A 23,248-nucleotide genomic window follows, 5' to 3' on the forward strand; every position below is an offset into this window, starting at 1 on the left:
TTCAGGCCGCTCCGTTCGGCAGGATTTTTTAATCGCGCCATTTCACCATTTTTAAAAACAGAAACGAGTCGTCTTTAATTTTTTAGTTGTCCCTTTTCTTTTCTCATCCTGAGCCGGTGAAGTTGTGACCTAATAGCTCTGGCCGCGTTCAAAAATCACGCCGTAGGGAGAGGTGGAAAACCGCGCGGCTTTTTGCGCGGGTTGTAACCCGACCGGAGGGCACCGCGCAGCGGAGGGATTTTGCGGCAATAGCGGTAGTTGCTGAAACATAGCCCGTCTGCACGGCACGTGTTTTAAAGAGCCAGGGATTCTTAAGGGCGGCGGCGATAAGCCGCCCTTAAGGCCAGTGTGGGTGGCAACCCACGACCTTGAAGTTGATGTTGATGTTGATGTTGATGTTGATTTTTAAAGCCCCCATTTGTACTCCGTCCCCAAATCCCTTTGTCATAAATCCGTCATCCTCCTGATTTACCCTCCCAGTAACAAAATAACTCAAACTGTGTGTTTTTATTTCTGACGCTTTATAAAAAGGAGTTTTGACAATGCAACAACCTGTATCTCTGCTCGCTCGCGCCATCGCTGCCGCTTTGCTGCTTTCCGCCTCTGCCGGTTCCTACGCCGCTGAAGAAAATGCGTTGTCTGACCGCGCAGCAAAAGGTGTCCTGACCGAACAAGGTGGCGCTCGCCGTCTGAGCGGTGACCAGACAGCCGCGCTTAAGGCATCGCTCTCTGACAAAACGGTGAAGAACGTGATCCTGCTTATCGGCGACGGTATGGGTGATTCCGAAATCACCTCCGCGCGAAATTATGCCGAAGGCGCGGGCGGCTATTTCAAAGGCATCGATGCCCTGCCGCTGACCGGCCAGTACACACACTATTCTCTCGATAAGAAAACGCAAAAACCTAACTACGTCACCGATTCTGCCGCCTCTGCCACCGCCTGGAGCACCGGTGTGAAAAGCTATAACGGCGCAATCGGCGTGGATGTGAACGGGAAAGACCATCAGACGATCCTCGAAATCGCCAAAGCCGCGGGCAAAGCCACCGGCAACGTCTCGACGGCTGAATTACAGGATGCAACGCCCGCGGCACAAATCGCGCACGTTACGTCCCGTAAATGCTACGGCCCGGAAGAAACCTCTGAAAAATGCGCCACCAATGCGCTGGAAAATGGCGGACGCGGCTCGATCACCGAACAGTTGCTGCACGCCCGCGCCGATGTCACGCTCGGCGGCGGCAGAAAATCGTTCAGCCAGCTGGCGAAAAGCGGCGAGTTCTCAGGCAAATCTCTGAAAGATCAGGCGCTGGCACAGGGCTATCAGTGGATTGAAAACGCCGACCAGCTCGCTGCCATTACCCAGGCCGGTCAGCAAAAACCCGTTTTGGGCCTGTTCTCAGAAGGCAATATGCCGGTGCGCTGGCAGGGGCCGAAAGCCTCTTATCACGGCAACATTGACAAACCCGCTGTTACCTGCGAAGCCAATCCACAGCGCACGGCGGACATTCCGACCCTTGCCGCTATGACTGAAAAAGCCATCGACCTGCTGAAAACCAATGAAAAAGGCTTCTTCCTGCAGGTAGAAGGTGCGTCAATTGATAAGCAGGATCATGCCGCCAATCCATGCGGACAGTTCGGTGAAACGGTCGACCTGGATGAAGCTGTGCAGAAAGCGCTGGAGTTCGCCCGCAAGGACGGCAACACGCTGGTGATCGTGACCGCCGACCACGCACATTCCAGCCAAATCATCGAAGCCGACGCCAAAGCTCCCGGCCTGACGCAGACGCTGACCACCAAAGACGGCGCGCCAATGACCATCAGCTATGGTAACTCCGAGGACGATTCACAGGGGCACACCGGAACCCAGCTGCGCATTGCGGCATTTGGGCCACACGCGGGGAATGTGGTGGGTCTGACAGATCAGACTGATCTCTTCTTTACGATGAAAGGGGCAATGGGGATCGAATAGTTTTTAATGCAGGGAGGACCCATTGCAATGGCGGCGTTTATATCGGACCGTGAAAGTTTCGGTTTCTCAATTGCATTAGGTTGGGTTTAAGACGGATCGAGTAAGTTTCGGTTTCTCAATTGCATTAGGTTGGGTTTAAGACGGATCGAGTAAGTTTCGGTTTCTCAATTGCAGCGATCTCTTAACTCACTGTGCCGAAACCGCCCAAAGGAGGGAAGTGCTTTCCCTCCTTTGGATTCCTCCCCGCTTTTTAAAACATGCGCTTTCGCTGGAACGATGGACGTGTTCTGGTACTCCAGCGTGTGGCGCAAAACCCTGCCGCTTCGCGGTGCCCTCTCTCGGTCCTGAAGCCTTAGGTCTTCAGGCCGCTCCGTTCGGCAGGATTTTTTAATCGCGCCATTTCACCATTTTTAAAAACAGAAACGAGTCGTCTTTAATTTTTTAGTTGTCCCTTTTCTTTTCTCATCCTGAGCCGGTGAAGTTGTGACCTAATAGCTCTGGCCGCGTTCAAAAATCACGCCGTAGGGAGAGGTGGAAAACCGCGCGTTTTTGCGTGGGTGGCAACCCACGACCTTGACCTTGACGTTGCAGTGGTTATTAAACGCCCCTCTTTTGCCCCTCCCCCAGCGCCCATAATTTCCGCCTTATCAGTTGCTTAAGCTTGAGCGCCGCCTGGGATACCGGCTGGTCACGCCTGTTCAGCAAAATCACCTCAAAGGGTAACGGCTCTGTCACCTCACAAATTTTAAGCTGACCGACATACCGCTGGGCAGTAAACGTGTCGACTACGCCAACGCCACCTCCGGCCAGCACCATATCGGCGATGACAGAATAGGTTTTGATATGCAACGAAGACTGCGGGGTCAGGCCGTTTTCCCGCAGGACGCGGTTGAGCACCAGTCCGAGCGGATCCTGCTGCTGTAGCATCATCAGGTCGTTTTCACAGAGCCACGCCAGCGACACCGGGCCTTCGACCGGGCAATCCTTCGGTAACAGTGCGACCATATTGCCCTGATAGATGGACTCCGAAACCAGCTCCTGCGTGGCGGGCTCACCGAAGGCCAGTGCGAAATCCATTTTGTATTGCAGTAAATCCTGACTCAGCGTGTTGAAGTGTCCGGTCACCAGTTCCACGCTGCCGCCGGGGGTCTGACGGCGGAAATCGACCAGTACCGGCGCCATCACGCTGTGACCCAGCGCGTGAGCGGAACCGATGCGCACATGCTGGCCTTCGCCCTGCCGCAGCTGCTCCGCAAGCGCACCGATCGCCTGAATATGGCTGAACAACGCCTCGACTTCCGGCATCAGCCTGCGCCCTTCCGGCGTCACGATTAACCCCTGCGGCGTGCGGTCAAACAGCGTGAAACCCAGCTGCTGCTCGGCGTGATTGAGAACACGGCTGACGTTCGGTTGCGACACATTCAGCAAGCGCGCCGCGCCGCTGACGCTGCCCGCCTGCAAAACCGCCTGAAACACTTCAATGTGACGTAAGCGCATGTGTTGCCTTATTTCTGAGTCGTCGCCAGATACGAAAACGCACTCAGCAAGCTGATGATGTTCGCCACGTTCGGGCTGTGATAGCCGACGGTGACCGCATCCAGACGCTCAACCCCGGGGATCAGGCAGAACAAATCGGCCAGCACCGGTCGGGCGGTCATCAGTTCGAGATGATACGGCGGGCTGAATCTTCCGGCGGTGAGCGGCGCGGGCTTACTGACCGCCAGCGTGGCGTGTTTGCGGATTTTCGCACGTGCGATTGCCGGGCTGTCGGATTCGGCAGCGTTGGCGGAAATCGCGCGTTTAACGCAGACATATTGCGATTCAGGATAATGGCGACGGATCCAGGTTTCGAGATGATCATCGCCGGTCACCAGCCACAGCGGGACGTTCAGTTCAGCACCTGCGGCAGCGTACAAATCGCTTTCGCCGACCACGTTACCGTTGAGTTTGACGCGGTAAAAAGCGCGGCCATTAATGGTATGCGCCAGCACGCCATTTTCACCCGCGGCAGTATGAAAACCGACGAACATCAGGCCGTCGTACTGCTGTTGCTGCAACCCTTCCACCATCGAGAGACCGCGCGGTTTGCCCTGCACCAGACGGGCGCGCGGGTCGATTTTGTCAGCGCGCAGGTTTTGCATCATCGCATGGCTGTCGGCTACCGTGACTTCCGTCGCGCCACCGGCAAACGCGCCGTCAATCGCCGCGTTCACTTCCTGTTCCATCAGCGCCCGCGCTGCGTCGTAATCGGCATTGCCGGGGCTGCATTGTTCAGGGCGCATCACGCCCGCAATACCTTCGATGTCAGCAGAGATAAAAATTTTCATGATAGGTTCCCTTTTAAATTGGCCAGGCTGTCGAGGACTTTACTCAGCCCCAGCCGAAAATGTCCGTCGAAGCCGCAGACGGTTTCGGCGCTGAGCATGGCGTCAATAACTGCATGCTCGGTGGCGTCGGCGGCCAGCGCCAGTAAAGGCTCGAGCTTATCATCGGTGAGCGTGACACCGTCACGCTGCGTGGAAAATGCCAGCGCGATATCACCTGAACCATGCCCCCAGTAGCTGCCCAGACGCCCGAGCCCGGCACCGGCGCGTTTGGCGATGCGGCCGAGCTGGCGACTGTTGAGATGACGATCGCAGGCCATAATGATGATGACTGAACCGGCATCAATCGACGGCGCGGTTTGCAGCGAAATCACTGGCGCGATCTTTGACAAGACATCGGCGATAGCATCACCGGCACGCACGCCGTCGAGCGTCAGTTCAGAGAGTGTACCGAAGTTGGCCAGTACCAGTACGCCAAGCGTGGCATTGAGCTCTTCGCACCAGCGCGACGCTGTGCCGATGCCGCCTTTCAGGCCGAAGCTGCTCATGCCGCGCCCTGCTCCCACGCTGCCACGGGCGAAGGTATTTGTCGCGCCGTCGAGTGCGGTGAGCGCATCATCTTCGCTCACCGCCATGGCCTGAATATCGTTGAGCCAGAAGTCGTTACATTCGAGGATCACCGGGTTGATAGTCGCATCTGGGCGGCCAATCTGCGGAAACTGATGGCAACTGCGTTTTATCATGGCATTAAACAACGCGCCGGTAGCAAAGGTATTACTGAGCAGAACCGGCGTTTGCAGCTGCCCCAGCTCCATCACCTGAATCAGCCCCATTGGTTTGGCAAAGCCGTTAAGCACTGCCACGCCGCACGGTAAAGGCTGCTGATAGAGATTGTCGCCGGGCGGCACGATTGCCGTAACGCCAGTCTGTACGTCCCCCGCCGCCAGCGTGCTGTGGCCGACGGTGACACCGGCGACGTCCGTTATCGAGTTAGTCGCCCCGCACGGAAAGCGTGGGCGAAAGATCTGACGCGTCGAGCGCCAGCGTTGCAGCAGCGCGGCCAGTGCCTGCTGCGTGAATTCATCGGGTTCTGGGTATTGCGGATGCATCTCTCTTCCATTTCAGCGGGTTAGTCATCAGGCTATTTCTTCAGTTTAGGATCCAACGTGTCGCGCAGCGCGTCGCCAAGTAAATTAAATGCCAAAACCGTGAGAAATATCGCCAGCCCCGGAAAAACGCTGACGTTCCATTTGCCCGCCATCATCATATTACGGCTCATCGCCAGAATATTGCCCCACTCCGGGACGTCCGGTTCCGGGCCGAGGCCGATAAAGCTCAGGCTGGCGGCGGTCAGAATACTGGTGCCGATGCGCATGGTGAAATAGACAATCACGTTCGACAACGTGCCCGGCAGGATGTGGCGCAAAATCACTACGCGGTCCGGCGCACCGACGCAGCGCACTGCTTCCACATAGGCACTTTGTTTAATGGAAAGCGTCGCGGCGCGCACGATGCGGGCGAAGACCGGCACGCTGAACACGGCGACGGCAATAATCACGTTGTTCAGGCCAGGGCCGAGGATCGCCACCACCGCAATCGCCAGCAACATGCCGGGAAATGCGAACAGCACGTCGGAGCCGCGCATGATCAGCATATCCAGCCATTTGCCGTAATAGCCCGCCAGCAGGCCGAGCAGCACACCGGCAATCATACCGAGCGTCACAGAAAAAATGCCGACATACAGAGAAATCCTGGCGCCAAAGATAATGCGGCTGAGCACGTCACGGCCTAAATCATCGGTGCCAAACCAGTGTTCTGCCGTCGGACCGACGCCGAGCGCCATCCAGTCAGGCGTCATCGGGTCATAGGGTGCCAGCCAGGGTGCGAACACCGCCACCAGAACCAGCAGCAAAATAAATCCGCCGGAAACCAGCGCCATCGGATGGCGTAAAAACGTGTGGAAAAAGTCATACCACGGCGAACGAATATCGTCGTTGTGCGCGGCAACCGCAGCCGGTTGGGTTTCTCCCAGCGGAGAGACGGGATCGGTCATGTGCAGCTCCTAGCGCAGGCGGATAGCAGGATTGACAACGGCGTACAGCATATCAACCAGCAGATTAATCAGAATAAATTCGAACACGAACAGCATCACCAGCGCCTGAATTACCGGCTGATCCTGCGTCTTGATCGACTCGATCAGCAACCAGCCCAGTCCCGGCCAGCTGAACACGCTTTCGACAATAATCGACCCGCCGAGGAGGAAACCAAACTGCAGGCCCAGCATGGTGATGATGGGGATCAGTGCGTTGCGCATGATGTGTTTCCAGGTCACCAGCCGGGCGCGTAATCCTTTGGCTCTGGCGGTGCGCACATAGTCTTCCTGCGCGACGTCGAGAAATGCCGAGCGGGTAAAGCGCGCCATGACGGCCGCTACCGAGGAACCGAGGGTGATCGCCGGCAAAATGATGTCGGTGGGCTGATTAAATCCACTGACCGCAAACAACCCGAACGGCATCGCGACAAACTGAATCAGCAGCAGTCCGAGCCAGAACGGCGGCATGGAAATTCCGCCGACCGCCATGCTCATCAGCGTCCAGTCCTGCCATTTTCCGCGTTTGAGCGCCGACACGACACCAATCACCAGCCCCAGCACCACCGACCATGCGAAACCCGCCAGCGCTAACAAAAGCGTCGGCATAAATCCGCTTTCGATCACACCTGATACCGGCTGACGCGTGCGATAGGTCGTCCCCAGATCGCCATGCACCATGCCATTAAGCCAGTGCCAGTACTGCGCAGGCAGCGGATCGTTGAGGCCAAGCAGTTCCCGCGCGGACTCAACCGCCTCAATCGGCGCATCCTGTCCGGCGTAAATACGCGCAGGGTCACCCGGCAGCAGCTTAATAAAACCAAAGACCAGCAAGGAGACCACCAGTAAAACCGGGATCATCTCCAGTATCCGGCGAATAAAATAGGTCAGCATAGATGTGTTTCCCTGGTTTCCCTGAATTCAGTTAACTCCCTCCTCTGCGAAGGGGAGTGTTGGGGTGGGGTATTAATGGCAACTCTGAATCTGAAGTTTTCTGCTAAACCCTCTCCCAACCTCCCCCTTCGCAGTGGGAGGAGCAAAAAAATCACTTAAACTGTGCCTGATTGAAGACAAGCGAACCGTCCGCCAGCATGTAGACGCCGGTCAGATCCTTACTTTTGCCGACAAGATTGTCCGGCACGCCGAGGAAGGCAACCGGGGCATCGGCCCACAGCAGTTTCTGCGCATCGGCATAAGCGGCTTTACGTTTTTCGATATCGGCCGTTTGCAGCCCGGCGGTAATGGCCGCATCGACCTGTTTGTTGCTGTAGTAAGAGACGTTGTAGGCAGACGGGATCCAGGATTCAGTGGCAAACAGCGGACGCAGCGCCCAGTCGGCGTCACCGGTAGAGGCCGACCATGCGCCATAGTACATTTCGACTTTGGCATCAGCCGGTTTCGGCGTGCTCCACAGACGCTGGTTGAGCGTACCGGAATCCATCGGCACCAGTTTGACGCGCACGCCGATAAGCGACAGCTGCTGTTTGAGGAACTGCGCGCTGCGGATGCGATCGGTTTTGTTCGAGCTCCACATTTCCACGTCGAAGCCCTTCTCGTATCCGGCTTCTTTCATCAGCTCTTTAGCTTTGGCGATGTTGTAGCTGTAATCCGGCGTGGATTGCTTCTGATAGAACTGAACGTTTTTCGGCAGCGGCGACGTTGAAGGTGAACCCATCCCGGCGAAACCGACTTTCAGCCACAGATTGCGATCCACGGCGTAGTTGATCGCCTGTCGGACGCGCACGTCTGAAAACTCTTTTTTCTGGGTGTTAAACGCGATGTAGTACAAATAGATGCCCGGATTTTGCGAAATATCCAGCTTCGGATCGCTTTTCACGGTATCTACCAGGTCAGACGGCAGCGGATAGACCGCTTCCACGCCGCCGGATTTCAGTTTCGCCACCTGCGTGGAGTCTTCCGGCGTCGGGTACAGCGTCACGGAATCGACTTTCGGCCAGCCTTTCTGCCAGTAGTTGTCGAACTTCACCAGCTTGACGTCTTTGCCCTGCTGCCATTCGACAAATTTGAACGGACCGGTACCGACCGGATGCACGCTCAGATCCTGCTCGTTCGGGTACTGTTTTAACGAGGCCGGGCTGTGCATGACCGCTGAAGGGTGTGCCAGCGTGTTGATCATCGCGCCGAACGGTTTGTTCAGGGTGATTTTGACCTGATACGGCGTCAGCACGTCCACGGATTTGATCATGCTAAACAGCGAATTACGCTTGAGTTTATTGGCCGGATTGGCAAGACGATCGAGGTTGATTTTTACTGCCTCGGCGTTGAACGGCGTGCCGTCCTGGAACGTCACGTCGTGGCGCAGATTGAGGGTGAATTCAGTCGCATCGGCGTTGCTGGAGTAATCGGTGGCCAGCACCGGTATCACAGCCATTTTGCTGTCGAACTGGAATAAGCGTTCAAAGATGCCGCTCTGAATGGAATAGCTCAGTGTATCCGTGGTGTCGTGCGGGTCGAAACCGGTCACGTCGGCATACATGGAAATCCGCAGGTCTTTGGCCTGTGCTGAAGCGGCGAAACAGAGCGCCAGACCGGCCGCGATAAGGCTTTTACGTAGAAACGTCGAGTGCATAGTATTCCCCTGTGTATTCAAATAATTAACATAGTGATGAATAACTTAGACAGACACCCAGTGGTGCGGAGCGACCTGACTGTATTTAATTTTTTCTATCTGAACGCCGGCCGGATGCACCGGCGATTTCACTTCCGCCTCGTCAAAATTGCGTAACGCACGCCGTGCAGGATCCGCGACCGGCACGGAGCTGAGCAGCCGTCGGGTATAAGGGTGCTGCGGATTGCTGAACACCGAATCTCGTGGGCCAATTTCCACGATCTGTCCGCTGTACATCACCGCCACGCGGTTGGCTATACGTTCCACCACCGCCATGTCGTGCGAGATAAACAGCCACGCGACGCCGGTATCCCGCTGTAAATCCATCATCAGATTCACCACCTGCGCCTGAACTGATACATCCAGCGCGGAGACTGCTTCGTCGGCGATAATGACTTGCGGCTGTAATGCCATCGCACGCGCAATCGCGATGCGCTGACGCTGACCGCCGGAAAATTCGTGGGGGTAACGGCGGGCGAAGGACGGATCCAATCCGACACTTTTCAGCAGCTGGTTAACGGTCGGCGTGGCGTCGGCCAGCGACTTTTTCAGGCCGTGAAGTAATAACGGTTCGGCAATGGAAAAACCGACGGTCAGTCGCGGATTCAGCGACGCATACGGATCCTGAAACACCATCTGGATCTGACGACGCACGGCCTGAAACGGCGTGTCGCGCATCAGCGTAATCTCTTTGCCTTTAAGGTGAATGCTTTCGGATTCGCTGCCGACCAGCCGCAAAATCGCCCGGCCAGTGGTGGATTTGCCACAGCCGCTCTCGCCGACCAGCGCCAGCGTTTCCCCCGGCCAGATGGAAAAATCGATCTGCTCAACGGCATGAACTTCTTTGGTGATACGGGAAAGCACGCCGGAGCGGATTGGATAACAGACCCGCAACCCGTGTACGTCGAGCAGCGGAGGTGCATCGTAATTCGCGGTCTTTTGATCGTCATCAGGCAACAAAATGTGAGCCTCATCACCTGCAACCGATTGCTTTTGTGCGCCATTTTTTGGGCTCATGGCGGCACCGGCCTGAGTGCTCAGCAGCGGGAAACGGCGCGGCCACTTCAGCCCCTGCATATCGCCCAGTTTCGGCACGGCAGCAAGCAATGCGCGGGTATAAGGATGCTGCGCGTTGGCAAAAATATCGGTCACGCTGCCCTGTTCGACCACCTTGCCCTGATACATCACCACCACGCGATCGGCGATTTCCGCCACCACGCCCATGTCGTGCGTGATAAACAACACTGACATGTCGGTGCCTTTTTGCAGATCGCGCAGGATTTGCAGAATGCGCGCCTGCACCGTGACGTCCAGCGCCGTGGTCGGCTCGTCGGCGATTAACAGCGCCGGGTCGCAGGCCAGCGCCTGCGCTATCATCACGCGCTGACGCATCCCGCCAGAAAGTTCATGCGGATAACATTTAAGAATTCGTTCAACGTCCGGGATGCGAACCTGTGTCAGCAGTTCTCGGGCTTTGATCAACGCGTTAGCTTTGGTCGCCATGCCGTGATCGAGCAGCCCTTCGGTGAGCTGGTCACCGACGCGCAGCACCGGGTTAAGCGAGGTCATCGGCTCCTGAAAAATCATCGACATTTCCTGGCCGCGCAGCTTACGACGCGCCTCTGCCGACAGTGAATTCAGCGTATGCCGCGTGCCGTTGCGCCCGAAGAAATCAATGCTGCCCGCATCAATGTGCGCGGAATCGGGCAGTAATCCCATCACGCTCAGTGAAGTGACGGACTTGCCGGAGCCGCTTTCACCAACCACCGCCACCACTTCACCTTTATTAATAGAGAAGGAAACGCCTTTCAGCGCCTGAGTTTTGCCCTGCCGCCCGGAGAACGTCACCGATAAATCGTTAATCTGTAAGATGGTTACGGGCTCATTCATCAAAAAGCGTCTCCTTTATTGAGGTCAGTAATGTGTGATTTGGGCAATTACAGCCAGACTTCGCCGTGCTCATAGCGCAACGCGGGTTCAGCGTCCTGCGCCAGCCAGATTGGGCCATCGAGGTCGACACGTTCCGCCTGCACCGCCACCGGCAATGCCGCTTCCATCGCAATCGACGAACCGAGCATGCAGCCGACCATAATCCGCAGACCGAGCCGTCTCGCCTCGGCGGTCATTGCCAGCGCTTCGGTCAGCCCGCCGCACTTGTCGAGCTTGATGTTGATCATCTCGTAGCGGTCAGTCAGCCCGGCGATATCGGCGCGTTCATGACAGCTTTCGTCGGCGCAGACAGGAACAGGATGCAAACAACGCACCAGATCCTGGTCATTGCCGGCGGGAAGCGGTTGTTCGATCATCGCCACGTTGAATTCGTGCAGCGCGTGGAACAGGCTTTCGAGATCCAAACCCAGCCAGGATTCGTTGGCATCGACCACCAGCGTTGCGCCCGGCGCGGCTGCGCGGATAGCCGCCACTTTCTCAATAATCTGCTCACGGTTAAGTTTGATTTTCAGCAGTTTTGCCCCGCCCGCTACCGCCACTTCAGCTGCCTTCGCCATGTTTTCCAGCGAATCAAGACTGAGCGTTTCTGCGGTAATGACGGACACCGGCGCTGCCATATCAAGCAGTTGCCACACCGTCTTGCCCTGTTTTGCCGCATCGAGATGCCACATTGCACAATCGAGGGCATTGCGCGCAGAACCTATCGGCAAGGCCTGTTGCAGCGCGTCGCGGTTCAGACCGGCTTCCACCTGCGGGCGGATCAGTTCGAGCTGTTCGCACACACTTTCCGGCGATTCCTGATAATGCGCGGTGGGCGTACATTCGCCGGTCGCCGTAAACTCGCCGTCGGTCAGGGTCACCCGCACCACCGTTACGGCAGTGCGCGTTCCGCGTGAAATTACAAAAGGCTTCGCCAGCGGCAATTCGACGGCGCCGAAACTCATGTGCATCATCAGCCGTTGTCCTTGATCCATTGCGCAATGTTTTTAATGCCAAAACGCACCGGATCGGTGGCAGGCACGCCAAACTCTTCGCTAATTTGAGCCAGCGCCGCTTTGGCTTCTTCTTCACTCACGCCGGAGGTATTAAGGGAGAAACCGGCGATTTTAACGTCAGGGCTGGTCAGGCTGGCCGCGGCCAGGTTGGTATCGAGGCACTGGCGCAGCGTCGGCATAAACTGATGCGGGAGATGGCGCATATGCGGGCGGCCAAGCTCATGACACATCACCAGTAAATGCGCCTGTGCACCGTGGATCAGCCCCATGCTGACACCGGCGAAAGACGGATGGTAAAGCGAGCCCTGTCCTTCAATGATGTCCCAGTGATCGTCGTCATTGGCGGGCGCGAGCAGCTCCACCGCGCCGGAGATAAAGTCGGCAATCACCGCATCAATCGCGATACCCGCACCGGCAACCAGTACGCCGGTCTGGCCGGTAGCGCGAAAATCAGCCTTGAGATCCAGATCCCTCATCGCCGCTTCCAGCGCCAGCGAGGTATACATTTTGCCGACCGAGCAGTCGGTGCCGACGGTCAGAATACGTTTGCCGCTGCGCTTAATACCGGTACCGGTGTCCAGCTCCGGGCGCATATGACGCACATCGAACAACTGAACGTTGTGTTCTGCGGCCAGTTCGACCAGCTCAGGGATATCATTGAGCCCCTGATGCAACCCGTTGGCGACGTTCAGTCCGGCGCGAATGGCGGTTTTGATGGAATCGATCCAGTGCTTCGGCAGTTTGCCGCCGGAGTTTGCGGTGCCCAGCACCATAGTTTTCGCGCCCTGCGTTTTGGCGGTGGCGATATCAAGATCCGGTAAACCGAGCGAAACGGAATCCGTCGCCAGACGAATCTGTCCGACACAAGATTCAGGACGCCAGACGTGAATACCACGCGCCGTTTTGGCTGCGAGCGGATCCATCACATCGCCCAGGAATAACAGGTACGGCATCGGTATTTGCTGCATGTCAGTTTCTCCGTAAAGGTTTTTTAGAATGCGTTGTTGTAATGCGTACGCAGACTATTCCATGCGAAGTTCCGGCTGACGAATACTTGTTTAACGAGGGGGTATAACCTGAAGCTATAGGTTTAGCGCATTGAATTTATTGTGGTTATTTGAAGAGACAATGTGGCAGGGTAAATCAGACGAGCAGCGCAACAGCAGGCATAAAAAAAGGCAGAGCCAATGAACTCTGCCTTTGCGATTACCTTTTTCAGACACAGAATGGGGTAATAATTTCGTACACTAACTTAGAAGCGGTAAGTCAGCGCTACAGCAACAACGTCGTCAGAGCTCACGCCCAGTTTGTTGTTGTCGTCGATCTGGTTGATCATGTAGTCAACATAGGTGTACATGTTTTTGTTGAAGTAGTAAGTCGCACCGATTTCGAAGTATTTAACCAGGTCAGCATCGCCCACGCCGTTTTCAACGTCTTTCGCTTTGGACTGCACGTAACCGATTGACGGACGCAGACCATTTTCGAACTGGTACTGTGCAACTAATTCATAACCCTGAGTTTTGTTAGCGAAGCCGCCCGGGATTGACGCCAGGTTGCGGGTTTCGTTATACATTGCAGAGAGATAGATCTGGTTTGCATCATATTTCAGAGCGGTTGCCCATGCTGACGCTTTATCGCCGCCGCCAATAGCGGAGTTGGCTTGTGCGTTAGTACGGTCAGAAGAAGAGCCTGCGATAACCGCGCCGATGCCGGAACCTGCGATATCTTCATAATCGATGGATGCGCCGTAACCGTCGCCGTTCGCTTTGTTGGAAGCGCGACCGTCGTTTTCGTTTTTACCCTGATACTGCAAGGCAAGGTTCAGACCAGTGACCAGACCGAAGAAGTCCTGGTTACGGTAAGTGGCCAGACCGTTAGAACGACCTACCATGAAGTTATCGGAGTTAGCGGTATCACCACCAAACTCAGGCAGCATATCGGTGAAGCCCAGTGCGTCATAGACAACACCGTAGTTGCGGCCGTAATCGATAGAACCGAAATCTTTCACTTTCAGACCCGCAAAGCCCAGACGGGTTTTATTGCCCAGGTCGCCCTGAGATTCAGCGTGGTTAGCCTGAATGTTATATTCCCACTGGCCATAACCGGTCAGTGTGTCGTTAATTTGAGTTTCGCCTTTGAAGCCCAGACGTGCATAGGTCATATCGCCGTCAGAACCGGTGTCATCGGAGAAATAATGCTTAGCAGTAACGCGACCGTAGAGGTCCAGTTTATTACCGTCTTTATTATAAATCTCGGCTGCATTCGCGGTAGAACCCACTGCAATTAAAGAGACCGCTAAGGCCAGCACACTGCGCTTCATCATTATTTAAATTTCCTTGATTTTTTTATAAAGGATTTCTCATGTCCGCTTTCTTTTATATGACGGGAATATAGGACTATGAGTATTTGTACATGTTTTTAAATGCGTCTGTCTGTAAAACGACTTGAACCTTAACACTGCGCACAAAAAGTTAAAATGGAAAAGTTCGGCGTTCTGAGTCTTTTTTACGTAAAGATATGTAACATAATATTTCTACCATAAGCCGCTAACCCACTGATTATATGCGGTTTCCGCATAACGTTTTGCACCAATATGATGCAATGCATTATATTGGTGCAAATTGCATTGCGATTTGTAAAGTAGTTGCAAGCCAGATCACCATTCTCCAGGGATTATTTCCGTTAACAATCGTTAAGGAATTATCTGAAAAATACCCCCTATTGCCTTTTAATAGTGCATAGCAGGGTAATTATTTTCCTGTGAACTTCCTTATCTAATAAATAGAAAAAGCAGCCATAAGATTTTTGTACTACGCAATTTCATTGCGTTTAGGATTTTTAATAATGCTGCTGATTAAAATAAAGACAGATTAAAAGAAAATATAATTACGCAGGTGATTAAATTGAACGAAGAATCATAATTTCAATTGCCCGCTTCGAATGTTTTTTATTCGATACGGGCTTTGATTAAATACGAAGGATTAAAAGAGAGATAATCTTTTAAGGGCGACTGAGAGATTTTAAGAACTTTTTGACCTTCTGAGTGGCTATTGATACCCACCCCTCCCCTTTGCAGGGGAGGGATCACGGATTTAACGGAACTGCGCGGCGTGAAGCTCTGCGTATCGGCCCTGAAGGGAGAGCAAGGTTTCATGCGTACCCTGCTCGACAATTCCTTCCTTATCGACCACAACAATGCGGTCAGCGTTCTGGATCGTTGCCAGACGGTGGGCAATCACCAGCGTGGTTCGCCCTTCTGAGAGCTCCGCCAGCGATTGCTGGATGGCCTGCTCTGTGGCGGTATCGAGCGCAGACGTCGCTTCATCGAGGATCAGGATCGGCGGGTTCTTCAGAAAGATTCGTGCGATCGACAGCCGTTGTTTCTGACCACCGGAGAGTTTCACGCCCCGCTCGCCAATCACCGTGTCCATCCCCAGCGGTAAACCGTCGATCACATCATCTAATCGGGCGCGGCTGGCGGCGAGGCGGATTTCCGCTTCGCTGGCTCCCAGCTTGCCATAAGCAATGTTTTCACGAATGGTGCCACCAAACAGGAACACGTCCTGCTGCACAATCCCGATGTTATGGCGCAGCGAGGTTTGCGTCATATCGCGGATATCAATACCGTCGATGGTGATACTGCCGCTGTCGATCTCGTAGAAGCGCGGCAGCAGCGAGCACAACGTGGTTTTACCCGCGCCGGACGGCCCGACAAACGCCAGCGTTTCACCCGCATTAATAGAAAGCGTGATCCCGTTGAGGATTTTGCCGGCAGGCGTGTAGCCAAACACCACGTTGTCATAGTGAATGTCGCCCTGCAGATGGCTGACGACCTGCGCGCCCGGACGATCCACGATATCCGGTGCGGTGTCGATCAGTTGTGTAAAGCGTTTAAAACCGGCAATCCCTTTCGGATAACTTTCCAGCACCGAGCTAATTTTTGCCACCGGGCGGAAGAACACTTCCACCAGCAGCAGGAATCCGACAAATCCGCCGTAGGTCAGCTGGTCATTTATCACATACCAGGTCCCGGCGATCATCACGATAATCTGCACCAGCCGGGTACTGAGATAACTCAGCGTCAGGCTGGCGGTCATGATTTTATAGGCCTTCAGCTTGGTGACGCGGTAGTTGTCGTTATCAGATGCAAACAGTTTTTGCTCATGTTCCTCGTTGGCAAACGCTTTGACCACGCGAATACCGCCGATGCTTTCTTCTATACGTGCGTTGAAATTACCGACCATTCCGAACAGGCGGCGCCAGGTGTCGGTCATCTGTGCACCATAGCGGCTGACCATCCAGGTCATCGCCGGAACAATAATGATGGTCATCAGCGCCAGCTGCACATGGACGGTGGCCATCAGGATAAAGGCACCAATAAACGTCATCACCGCAATAAACACATCTTCCGGGCCGTGGTGTGCAATCTCCCCCACCTCCTCCAGATCTTTAGTGACGTGAGTAATGATGTGACCGGTTTTAGTGTTGTCGTAATAGCGGAAAGACAGTTTCTGTAAATGAGTGAACGCCTGACGCCGCATATCGGTTTCAATCCCGACGCCCAGTGCGTGCCCCCAGTAGTTCACAATCGCCATCAGTAAGGTATTGATGACATAAATCAGCAGCAATCCGACGGTCGCACCGATGATCAGCACCCAGTCATGGGCGGGAAGCAGCTTATCGATGAAGGTTTTGATCGCCATCGGGAAGCCCAGTTCCAGTAAACCGGCCAGAATGGCGCAGCCAAAATCGAGGAAGAACAATTTTTTATAGGGAGCGTAATAAGAGAAGAAACGGCGGAGCATCAGGCATCCTCATAGAAACAGCCCGGAGGCGGGCAAGTCCGTCAGTCTAAATGAAAATGGTTATCGATAAAGATAATTTTAGACCTGCCCGCCGGATACCGTTTCCTATGCATCATTCAAAGAAGCTTGCGGACTCCGCTTAAAATGACACCAAGCGCCGCATTCAGTGCCTGCCATGCAATTTCTTCGGTTATCGCCTCATAGGTGGTCAGTACCGCCACGAAGGTGGATTTTTGCGACGCCAGCAGAGATTCATATTCTCCGCTACGAAAACTACCTTTGCCCTTTTCTATCTCCCACGTCAGTTGCAGCAGCGCTTCTATCTGCGGCACTGCGCCGTTGGCAACCGTATTCCAGTTCGCGCCCAGAGCGTTTTTCGCCGCATTAATGGCGCTGTCTCGTAAATCAAAAATATCACTCATCACATTTACCCCTGATTAGTTTTTCGAAGTGCCTGAGCCATTTTTTAATACCAGCTGATAAGTCAGCATTGCCTGTAAAATCACCGAGACTTGTTTTCGCTGAATACTGATATACGCCGGGGAGTCCTGCCCGGAGCAATGCTGACGTTTGTATTTAATCTGATAGAAGATATTTCTCAGGCCAAACATTTGCTGGTCTATCGCCGGATTGTTATTAAGCAATTTGGTGCGGGATTCAATCAGCGATAAATCCGTTTCTGCCGAATTAAAAAACTGACTGTCGGTTACTGAAGGTGGGGAAATGAGCGAAAGCGACTGCCCCGCCATCGCAGGCGCAGCGTTGCAGGCTGCGACCGGCGAGACAGTTTTGACGTCTTCCGCCATAGCCTTCGCATACCATGTCACAAACTGTTGATCGGCTTTTATCTGAAAGGCTGTGATTTGATTATCGAGCGTCTGATCATATTTATGCGTTGAACATCCGCTTATTATCACCACGACGATAAATATCGTGAGGTTAAGCTTAAACAGTGATTTCAAAATGCCTCTCCTGTGACCCATTCCGGTGGCGGGAATTATTCTATTGCCCGTGCCATCAAAACTAGCCATAAGAGATGACCGGCGCAACCGGCCGGTTAATCATTTTATCTCACAGGTGTGGTCATTTTTATTATTGAGAGTGAAAGTTGAAATGATATTTAATTTATCTGCTGGCTATTCTGCCAGCGTGTGCCGTTATCATTAATCACCTCATAATCCATCATTCCTGACAGGTTTTTATCCGCAGGGATATCCAGCCGCAAACTGGAAAGCGGTTCCACCATGACACCCGCTAACTCCGTCGCCCCTGACTTCAACGATGAAATCGTCATATGCCACGGCGTCGGATTTTGGATCAACAGCTTATTGCCGGTTGCCTCCTTCCTGATGCTGAACTGTAATTTCTGCGCATCACTTTCCTTGAGTTCGCCGATTTTTTCCGGCCTGACAAACACTTTCATGCGGATTTTTAACGGCAGCACGACCTTTTTCTCGCCTTTATTCCGCGTTTCGGTATTTGGAGGAATTTGGTAGATATTCAGCCAAAATACGCTTTCGCGATCCTGCGGCAGGCTTCCGGCAGAAACCAATAACAGGCGAATGTTGCGGATCTCCGCCGGTTTCATTTTGAACACCGGCGGGTTGATCACAATCGGCGTGTGGACCTTATCCGGATTCACCGTCGGGTCACCGTTATCCGTCCAGACCTGTACCACGACCGGTTCTTTCTCTGAATTCACTAATGACAGTGATTCCGCGATGCTGCCTGAGCTGAACACTACGCGGGTCTTTTCCGCATTAACCACCGCGCTGGCGTGAAACGCCGTGCAACAGAGCATAATCCCCGCCGCAGCGGCGACTTTATTGAAAACTGACCACCACTTGTAACTGTGCATTAACCGCTCCCGCTGTAACTGTTTCGCCACTGATGGCCTCCAGAGAGGCCGTGAAATTTCCGGTGTAGGTTGTAACACCGTCCGTTGAATCATCTTGGCTAGTGGTCAGATCTTTATAGGCGTACCAGCCGCCTGCATTCCCGGTGGCAGTCGTCTTACTAGATAGCAGATTTAATGCGTTACCACTTTCGTCATAAATACGAATCCCTACGCCGGACGCAACACCGGAGCTGCCGTAATTGGTGTCCAGTAAATGCGTTAAACCACTGGTTGAGGTTAGACCCAGTGTTGTCGCGGCTGTCCTCGCGGTTGACTGATTAACTAAGAAACCCATAGCGACATTTGCTGATGAACTTGTTGATTGACTTACGCTGGATACTGCCGAATCTTCACAACTCAGACTTATGTCAAAAGTACTTTGGCTCGTTTCACCATTGTTGAGTGATGAAGTACTTATTGTGGGTAATAGAACAACGGATGGGTAATCTTTGACAACACACATTGATCCCCTTACAAAAGTTACATCCTGATACAGAGCAAACTGGCCTGGCCAGTTTGCATACCATCCATAGATTTGCGAACTTTCCGTTGCACCATCGGTTAAAGAAGCCGTATTTAAACCTGGACCACGAAACGCTACAAATCCAGCGGCCTTATTATCAGAGTATTTATAATATGATGTGGAATATCCGCCGGTGTATACTGTCGAGTTAGTCTTGAATATTTCAACATAAGTATCCGAAAATGCACTCGCAGGTATATAAATATAAGTATCATCTTCTACCCAATCATCAGTTGTTAGCAGCCTAGATTGCCATACATCCTCATAATACAATCCAGTTTTTATATTAGTTAACCTAATAGCCACTCCATTAAAACGTGTATGATATGCACTCTCTATATCGCTCGTTTCGTTTTTCCCAGAATAAGCATAATAAGATTGAGTCGCATACATTTCTGAAATTGATCCCGCATCTGCTAGAGCGCAACGAAATAATATCTGATTTGCAGTATAGGCTGTTGCAGATGAAGAAGTTAGAAAAGTAGCTAGTGAACTGGCTAACAAGGTACCGGCTGGCATGAAGCTATCACTACTACTTAATGAAATCAAGGATGGTAAACCAATGTTTCCACCATACGAATGCGATGCACCTCTCCAGGAGGTGGCAGTATATCCTGCAGCAATAATCTCACTAGATAAAGATGATGTACTTGTAACTCTAGTGCAAGTTGCATGAGATGTAATGGGCAACGCCAGCACCAGACAAGTGATAATATGTTTCAATTTAAGCATTATTTATGATTCAACTTTTAAATTTGACAAGGCAACGTCATTTGAACAAATTCATTATCCGCAGTGGCAGATAACTGATAATTAATCCGGCACTGCTCTGACTTTTCCTTACCCCATGAAACAAATAACACACCGGAACGATCATTAATTCGTGCATATATCTGCCCGGCCTGCCCGACCATACCTAAACTCTTGCCGTCTTTATCGGTCACATCTGCGCCCATCGGGATCATTTGTTTATCGCTGAGTGTAGTGTTTATCAATACCTGCTGGCCTGATATTGTTTCAAAATTGACCTGAACGATAGCACCGGAATAAGGCACCACCTGCTGACTGCCGCCTTGAATATCCACTTTTGAGTTTAATCCCTTTGGATCTAAACTCACGGTGTTATAACGATAAGGCGATAAAGACGGCATAATGGCGTAGCCAAAACTGTCTATTTTCGCACCCTGCCCGTTCTTAATCTCTGCCCCTTTGGCACCTTTGGCTTTTACGAGTGCAAAGGTATCGCTGACGTATGGCCCATAGGTCACGCCGCCCGGATGAATAAGTAAGGTGCCTGATGTTCCCATACCAAATTGTTTATAACCTGTGCCTTGCGAATAAGAACCGCGGAATGCACCTTTGGAGGTGTTCTGTTGCAAAGAGCCGCCCCATGTCATTTGATTACCGCTGCTTTGATAGTTCTCTACGCCGCTGTATAAGGAATACGATAAATTACTCCTCTCCCCCACGGTACCTGAGAGACTGGTCGTTGCTGATTCTGATGTTTTGTTTTTCGCAAGATTGAACGAAACATTTGATCGTGAGTCTTTCCAGTCCAGTGGCATTGAGAAACCAATTGATACAGTATTCTCGGTATATTTCTGACGATTATCGCTGTAATCAGCGTCGCTGTAATAATTGCTGCGGGTACTGTAGCTGGTCCGTTGTCTGCCTACGTTAATGTTATAGCTAATTTTTTTATAGGTGTTGCTATACCCCAACTGCAATTGGGTAATACGGGAATTATTGCTGTAATAATCAGAAGTACTGGCATTAAGTGACAATGAGCCATAAGTATCAAAACTTTGCGCAATAGTGGCGTTGAACTGATTCTTTTGACTTAACGTATCCGAATAGTAAGTTGTCGTATTTTCTGCTGCACGTCTTACGCCCAGCACATCCTGCAGATCGCGGAAACCCTTCGTAGAATAACGGTATGCAGCCAGCGTCAGGTTCGTTCCTGTTGTAAAAGTTTTGCTATAACTGGCCTCGGCGCGCCACCCTGACTGGGTTTTATTATTTTCAGCCACGGCATGTGAATAGGTCGTGTTAAGCCCGATAGCACCAAATTGCGTGGCCATGACACCACCGAGCAAATAGGCTTCGTAATCTTTTGCCAGGCGCACACCGGCGTTACCTGTAAAGCGGTTGCTGATCCCGCGTTGCAGCACACCTTCAACGAACTCGTTGTCAACGTTGTAATATTTGCGCACCTTGCCCAGCGCCAGTTCATAGTTCCATGATCCCGGACGAATCGAATCAGGTACAGCTGAATAGGGAACGGTAAAGGATGACTTTTGTCCGTTAGCTTCAATGACCGTAACCAGAAGATCACCCTGACCTTTTGTATTAGATAAATCATCAATAACAAAGGGACCGGGCGAAACCACGGTTTCATAAATAGTCTTACCGAGCTGGCTGACCACCACGCGGGCGGTGGTACTGGCAACGCCACGCACTTCAGGCGCATAACCGCGTTTGCCCTGGGGCATCATTCGGGTATCGCTGGCAAGTTTTACCCCATTGAAAGACAGGCTGCCAAACAGGCTGCTGTTGGTATAACTATCACCGATAGTCACCAATGAATTAATAAAGGGTAACGGTCGCTGGGCATTGGTACGCACGCTGGTCCATTTATGACTGATCCGCCCGTTGTTATCGGTATAGCGCAGATTTGACTGATTTCTTAATTGCCAAAGACCTATATTGGTGCCGCTGTTTAGCCCGCTCCACAAGTTCTTCGTTTTATATCCACCGGTGTTACTGGTCTCATAATAGTTGGTGTTGTGCTTAACAAATAAACCCAGACCGCCGCTGTCCCACTGAGATACCGGAATATAACCGCGTGGCTGACGATAGAGCAGACTTTGCGGGATCAGCAGTTTCAGTTTTTGCGTTGACTGTTCAAGTTCCCATGATGACGCTTTTGACAGATCGGAAAACCAGACACATTTATCACCGACTGGAATCAGGCTGACCGTATCTGGTTTCAGCTGAATCAATTTTATATCTTCAGCATTTAAGCAAGGCTGAACAGTGTCATTATCGCCCTCAGATTTACGGCTAAACGTGATCTCTGTATTTTCTTTAATCAATTTATTATTTACATAGAGATCTACGCGATAAGTTCCTACCTCCGCGCTAACAACCTTTTCGTTAAGTTTTTCCAGATTCACCGATACGCCAGATCCTTGCAACAAAGTAGGATCGAAATAGAAATCTTCGGCAATAGCAGACTGACTACAACTGGCCATAATACAGACGGCTAAAAGCGAAGGTGTCAGTTTTGTTTTATTAGTGATTGATTTCATACTCGTGGCTCATCCTTGCGCCCTGATCATTGAGATAATCAACAATAACTGTCGTACTTTTCAGATCCTGGATTTTTTTGAATACGATGCTCCCTTTTGAAAACGGTGCAATCATATCTGCTTTCTGCTTAAAGAGCTGTCCACCTTGTTTTACTTGTACATCAATCAGTGATGCATAAAATGGGGAGTTATTTTCTATATTAATAGATGTGCCATTACTCCCCTTTGATGATGTCACGTTAATTTTTTCAAATAAAAGTTTACTGTCTAAAGAAATCGACGAGGGTCTGTAAAAAACTTTTACGCGATTCTTTAGCATGATCAGCATTTTATTTTTTTTCTGAGCACTTTCATCACCCGCATTTATTGGCGGTATTTGCAGGAAATTAAAGTAAAAAATAGATTCCCGATCCTGGGGTAAATTACGTGCTCCATTGAATGCAATACGAAGCACCTGGCCACCGTTACCCGAAATACGAAACAGCGCAGGAGAAACAATGAACGGGGCTTTACCCGTCGCAGGCGTTGATTCGTCATCACCATCATCCAGCCATGTCTGTACCGCATAAGGGATTATATCCTTATTACGGAATTCAACGTCTACTGAAGCGCTGTCGGAGGGATAAATGATTCTGTTGCCAATCATTGTAACACTTGAAAATGCCATTACGGGAAACAAGCATGACATCAACAAAATAAACATACCCGATATTTTGGTAATTAAAGAATAATTATTAAACATTTAAATAGTAAACTTA

The 23,248-nt window shown here is 52.1% G+C and carries 18 protein-coding genes; 1 reads left to right on the forward strand and 17 read right to left on the reverse strand.

The window, feature by feature from the left end; genetic code table 11:
* The first annotated feature begins 542 nt into the window (after nucleotides 1-542).
* Nucleotides 543-1,967, forward strand: a complete 1,425-nt coding sequence (gene phoA, locus AC0Z7K_RS03755; RefSeq protein ID WP_485612927.1) for an alkaline phosphatase — start codon at nucleotides 543-545, stop codon at nucleotides 1,965-1,967.
* 597 nt (nucleotides 1,968-2,564) lie between these two features.
* Here phoA and AC0Z7K_RS03760 read toward each other — a convergent pair.
* The 17 genes from AC0Z7K_RS03760 to AC0Z7K_RS03840 all read right to left on the reverse strand — a co-directional run bounded on the left by AC0Z7K_RS03760 (nucleotide 2,565) and on the right by AC0Z7K_RS03840 (nucleotide 23,136).
* Complete coding sequence (locus tag AC0Z7K_RS03760; RefSeq protein ID WP_485612929.1) at nucleotides 2,565-3,464, reverse strand: LysR family transcriptional regulator; 900 nt, start codon at nucleotides 3,462-3,464, stop codon at nucleotides 2,565-2,567.
* Between the two features lie 8 nt (nucleotides 3,465-3,472).
* Complete coding sequence (locus AC0Z7K_RS03765) at nucleotides 3,473-4,294, reverse strand: M55 family metallopeptidase (RefSeq protein ID WP_112168928.1); 822 nt, start codon at nucleotides 4,292-4,294, stop codon at nucleotides 3,473-3,475.
* Nucleotides 4,291-5,400 carry a P1 family peptidase gene (locus tag AC0Z7K_RS03770; RefSeq protein ID WP_485612931.1) on the reverse strand — a complete coding sequence of 370 codons (1,110 nt, stop codon included), beginning with the start codon at nucleotides 5,398-5,400 and terminating at the stop codon, nucleotides 4,291-4,293. The genes AC0Z7K_RS03765 and AC0Z7K_RS03770 overlap by 4 nt, the downstream gene beginning before the upstream one ends.
* 32 nt (nucleotides 5,401-5,432) lie before the next feature.
* Nucleotides 5,433-6,344 (reverse strand): ABC transporter permease subunit, encoded by a 912-nt coding sequence (locus tag AC0Z7K_RS03775; protein WP_213050493.1) that lies wholly within the window; start codon nucleotides 6,342-6,344, stop codon nucleotides 5,433-5,435.
* Nucleotides 6,345-6,353: 9 nt separating this feature from the next.
* A complete protein-coding gene (locus AC0Z7K_RS03780) occupies nucleotides 6,354-7,274 on the reverse strand; it encodes an ABC transporter permease subunit (protein ID WP_485612933.1) in 921 nt (306 codons plus the stop codon).
* A 151-nt stretch (nucleotides 7,275-7,425) separates the two neighbouring features.
* On the reverse strand, nucleotides 7,426-8,970 hold the full coding sequence (locus AC0Z7K_RS03785) for a glutathione ABC transporter substrate-binding protein (protein ID WP_413529002.1): 1,545 nt from the start codon (nucleotides 8,968-8,970) through the stop codon (nucleotides 7,426-7,428).
* Between the two features lie 45 nt (nucleotides 8,971-9,015).
* Complete coding sequence (locus AC0Z7K_RS03790) at nucleotides 9,016-10,899, reverse strand: ABC transporter ATP-binding protein (protein WP_485612934.1); 1,884 nt, start codon at nucleotides 10,897-10,899, stop codon at nucleotides 9,016-9,018.
* Between the two features lie 47 nt (nucleotides 10,900-10,946).
* Entirely contained in the window at nucleotides 10,947-11,912 is a 966-nt protein-coding gene (gene dgcA, locus AC0Z7K_RS03795) for an N-acetyl-D-Glu racemase DgcA (protein WP_485612936.1), read from the reverse strand.
* A complete protein-coding gene (dgcN, locus tag AC0Z7K_RS03800) occupies nucleotides 11,912-12,922 on the reverse strand; it encodes an N-acetyltransferase DgcN (protein ID WP_485612938.1) in 1,011 nt (336 codons plus the stop codon). The genes dgcA and dgcN overlap by 1 nt, the downstream gene beginning before the upstream one ends.
* A gap of 284 nt (nucleotides 12,923-13,206) precedes the next feature.
* The gene (locus AC0Z7K_RS03805; RefSeq protein ID WP_413529006.1) at nucleotides 13,207-14,277 is read right to left on the reverse strand and encodes a porin; all 1,071 of its coding nucleotides are present in this window, start codon (nucleotides 14,275-14,277) and stop codon (nucleotides 13,207-13,209) included.
* 769 nt (nucleotides 14,278-15,046) lie between these two features.
* A complete protein-coding gene (locus AC0Z7K_RS03810; RefSeq protein ID WP_485612940.1) occupies nucleotides 15,047-16,759 on the reverse strand; it encodes an ABC transporter ATP-binding protein in 1,713 nt (570 codons plus the stop codon).
* Nucleotides 16,760-16,875: 116 nt separating this feature from the next.
* Nucleotides 16,876-17,181, reverse strand: coding sequence for a hypothetical protein (locus AC0Z7K_RS03815; protein WP_485612942.1), 306 nt, complete (start codon nucleotides 17,179-17,181; stop codon nucleotides 16,876-16,878).
* A 15-nt stretch (nucleotides 17,182-17,196) separates the two neighbouring features.
* The gene (locus AC0Z7K_RS03820; RefSeq protein ID WP_485612944.1) at nucleotides 17,197-17,721 is read right to left on the reverse strand and encodes a hypothetical protein; all 525 of its coding nucleotides are present in this window, start codon (nucleotides 17,719-17,721) and stop codon (nucleotides 17,197-17,199) included.
* Between the two features lie 158 nt (nucleotides 17,722-17,879).
* The gene (locus AC0Z7K_RS03825; RefSeq protein ID WP_485612945.1) at nucleotides 17,880-18,617 is read right to left on the reverse strand and encodes a fimbria/pilus periplasmic chaperone; all 738 of its coding nucleotides are present in this window, start codon (nucleotides 18,615-18,617) and stop codon (nucleotides 17,880-17,882) included.
* Nucleotides 18,583-19,911: a fimbrial usher protein StbD gene (gene stbD, locus AC0Z7K_RS03830; protein WP_485612946.1), complete on the reverse strand. Its 1,329-nt coding sequence runs from the start codon at nucleotides 19,909-19,911 to the stop codon at nucleotides 18,583-18,585. Before stbD ends, AC0Z7K_RS03825 begins: the two co-directional genes overlap by 35 nt.
* Nucleotides 19,912-19,928: 17 nt before the next feature.
* Complete coding sequence (locus tag AC0Z7K_RS03835) at nucleotides 19,929-22,490, reverse strand: fimbrial outer membrane usher protein (RefSeq protein WP_485612948.1); 2,562 nt, start codon at nucleotides 22,488-22,490, stop codon at nucleotides 19,929-19,931.
* Complete coding sequence (locus tag AC0Z7K_RS03840) at nucleotides 22,474-23,136, reverse strand: fimbria/pilus periplasmic chaperone (protein WP_485612950.1); 663 nt, start codon at nucleotides 23,134-23,136, stop codon at nucleotides 22,474-22,476. The genes AC0Z7K_RS03835 and AC0Z7K_RS03840 overlap by 17 nt, the downstream gene beginning before the upstream one ends.
* Nucleotides 23,137-23,248 lie beyond the last annotated feature (112 nt).

Source organism: Rahnella sp. 1L-D-7-B-C2 (genome assembly GCF_057290995.1).

Coding starts and splice junctions, on each gene's coding strand:
- phoA (WP_485612927.1), top strand. CDS start 543: ATGCAACAACCTGTATCTCTGCTCGCTCGCGCCATCGCTGCCGCTTTG.
- AC0Z7K_RS03760 (WP_485612929.1), bottom strand. CDS start 3,464: ATGCGCTTACGTCACATTGAAGTGTTTCAGGCGGTTTTGCAGGCGGGC.
- AC0Z7K_RS03765 (WP_112168928.1), bottom strand. CDS start 4,294: ATGAAAATTTTTATCTCTGCTGACATCGAAGGTATTGCGGGCGTGATG.
- AC0Z7K_RS03770 (WP_485612931.1), bottom strand. CDS start 5,400: ATGCATCCGCAATACCCAGAACCCGATGAATTCACGCAGCAGGCACTG.
- AC0Z7K_RS03775 (WP_213050493.1), bottom strand. CDS start 6,344: ATGACCGATCCCGTCTCTCCGCTGGGAGAAACCCAACCGGCTGCGGTT.
- AC0Z7K_RS03780 (WP_485612933.1), bottom strand. CDS start 7,274: ATGCTGACCTATTTTATTCGCCGGATACTGGAGATGATCCCGGTTTTA.
- AC0Z7K_RS03785 (WP_413529002.1), bottom strand. CDS start 8,970: ATGCACTCGACGTTTCTACGTAAAAGCCTTATCGCGGCCGGTCTGGCG.
- AC0Z7K_RS03790 (WP_485612934.1), bottom strand. CDS start 10,899: ATGAATGAGCCCGTAACCATCTTACAGATTAACGATTTATCGGTGACG.
- dgcA (WP_485612936.1), bottom strand. CDS start 11,912: ATGATGCACATGAGTTTCGGCGCCGTCGAATTGCCGCTGGCGAAGCCT.
- dgcN (WP_485612938.1), bottom strand. CDS start 12,922: ATGCAGCAAATACCGATGCCGTACCTGTTATTCCTGGGCGATGTGATG.
- AC0Z7K_RS03805 (WP_413529006.1), bottom strand. CDS start 14,277: ATGATGAAGCGCAGTGTGCTGGCCTTAGCGGTCTCTTTAATTGCAGTG.
- AC0Z7K_RS03810 (WP_485612940.1), bottom strand. CDS start 16,759: ATGCTCCGCCGTTTCTTCTCTTATTACGCTCCCTATAAAAAATTGTTC.
- AC0Z7K_RS03815 (WP_485612942.1), bottom strand. CDS start 17,181: ATGAGTGATATTTTTGATTTACGAGACAGCGCCATTAATGCGGCGAAA.
- AC0Z7K_RS03825 (WP_485612945.1), bottom strand. CDS start 18,617: ATGCACAGTTACAAGTGGTGGTCAGTTTTCAATAAAGTCGCCGCTGCG.
- stbD (WP_485612946.1), bottom strand. CDS start 19,911: ATGCTTAAATTGAAACATATTATCACTTGTCTGGTGCTGGCGTTGCCC.
- AC0Z7K_RS03835 (WP_485612948.1), bottom strand. CDS start 22,490: ATGAAATCAATCACTAATAAAACAAAACTGACACCTTCGCTTTTAGCC.
- AC0Z7K_RS03840 (WP_485612950.1), bottom strand. CDS start 23,136: ATGATTGGCAACAGAATCATTTATCCCTCCGACAGCGCTTCAGTAGAC.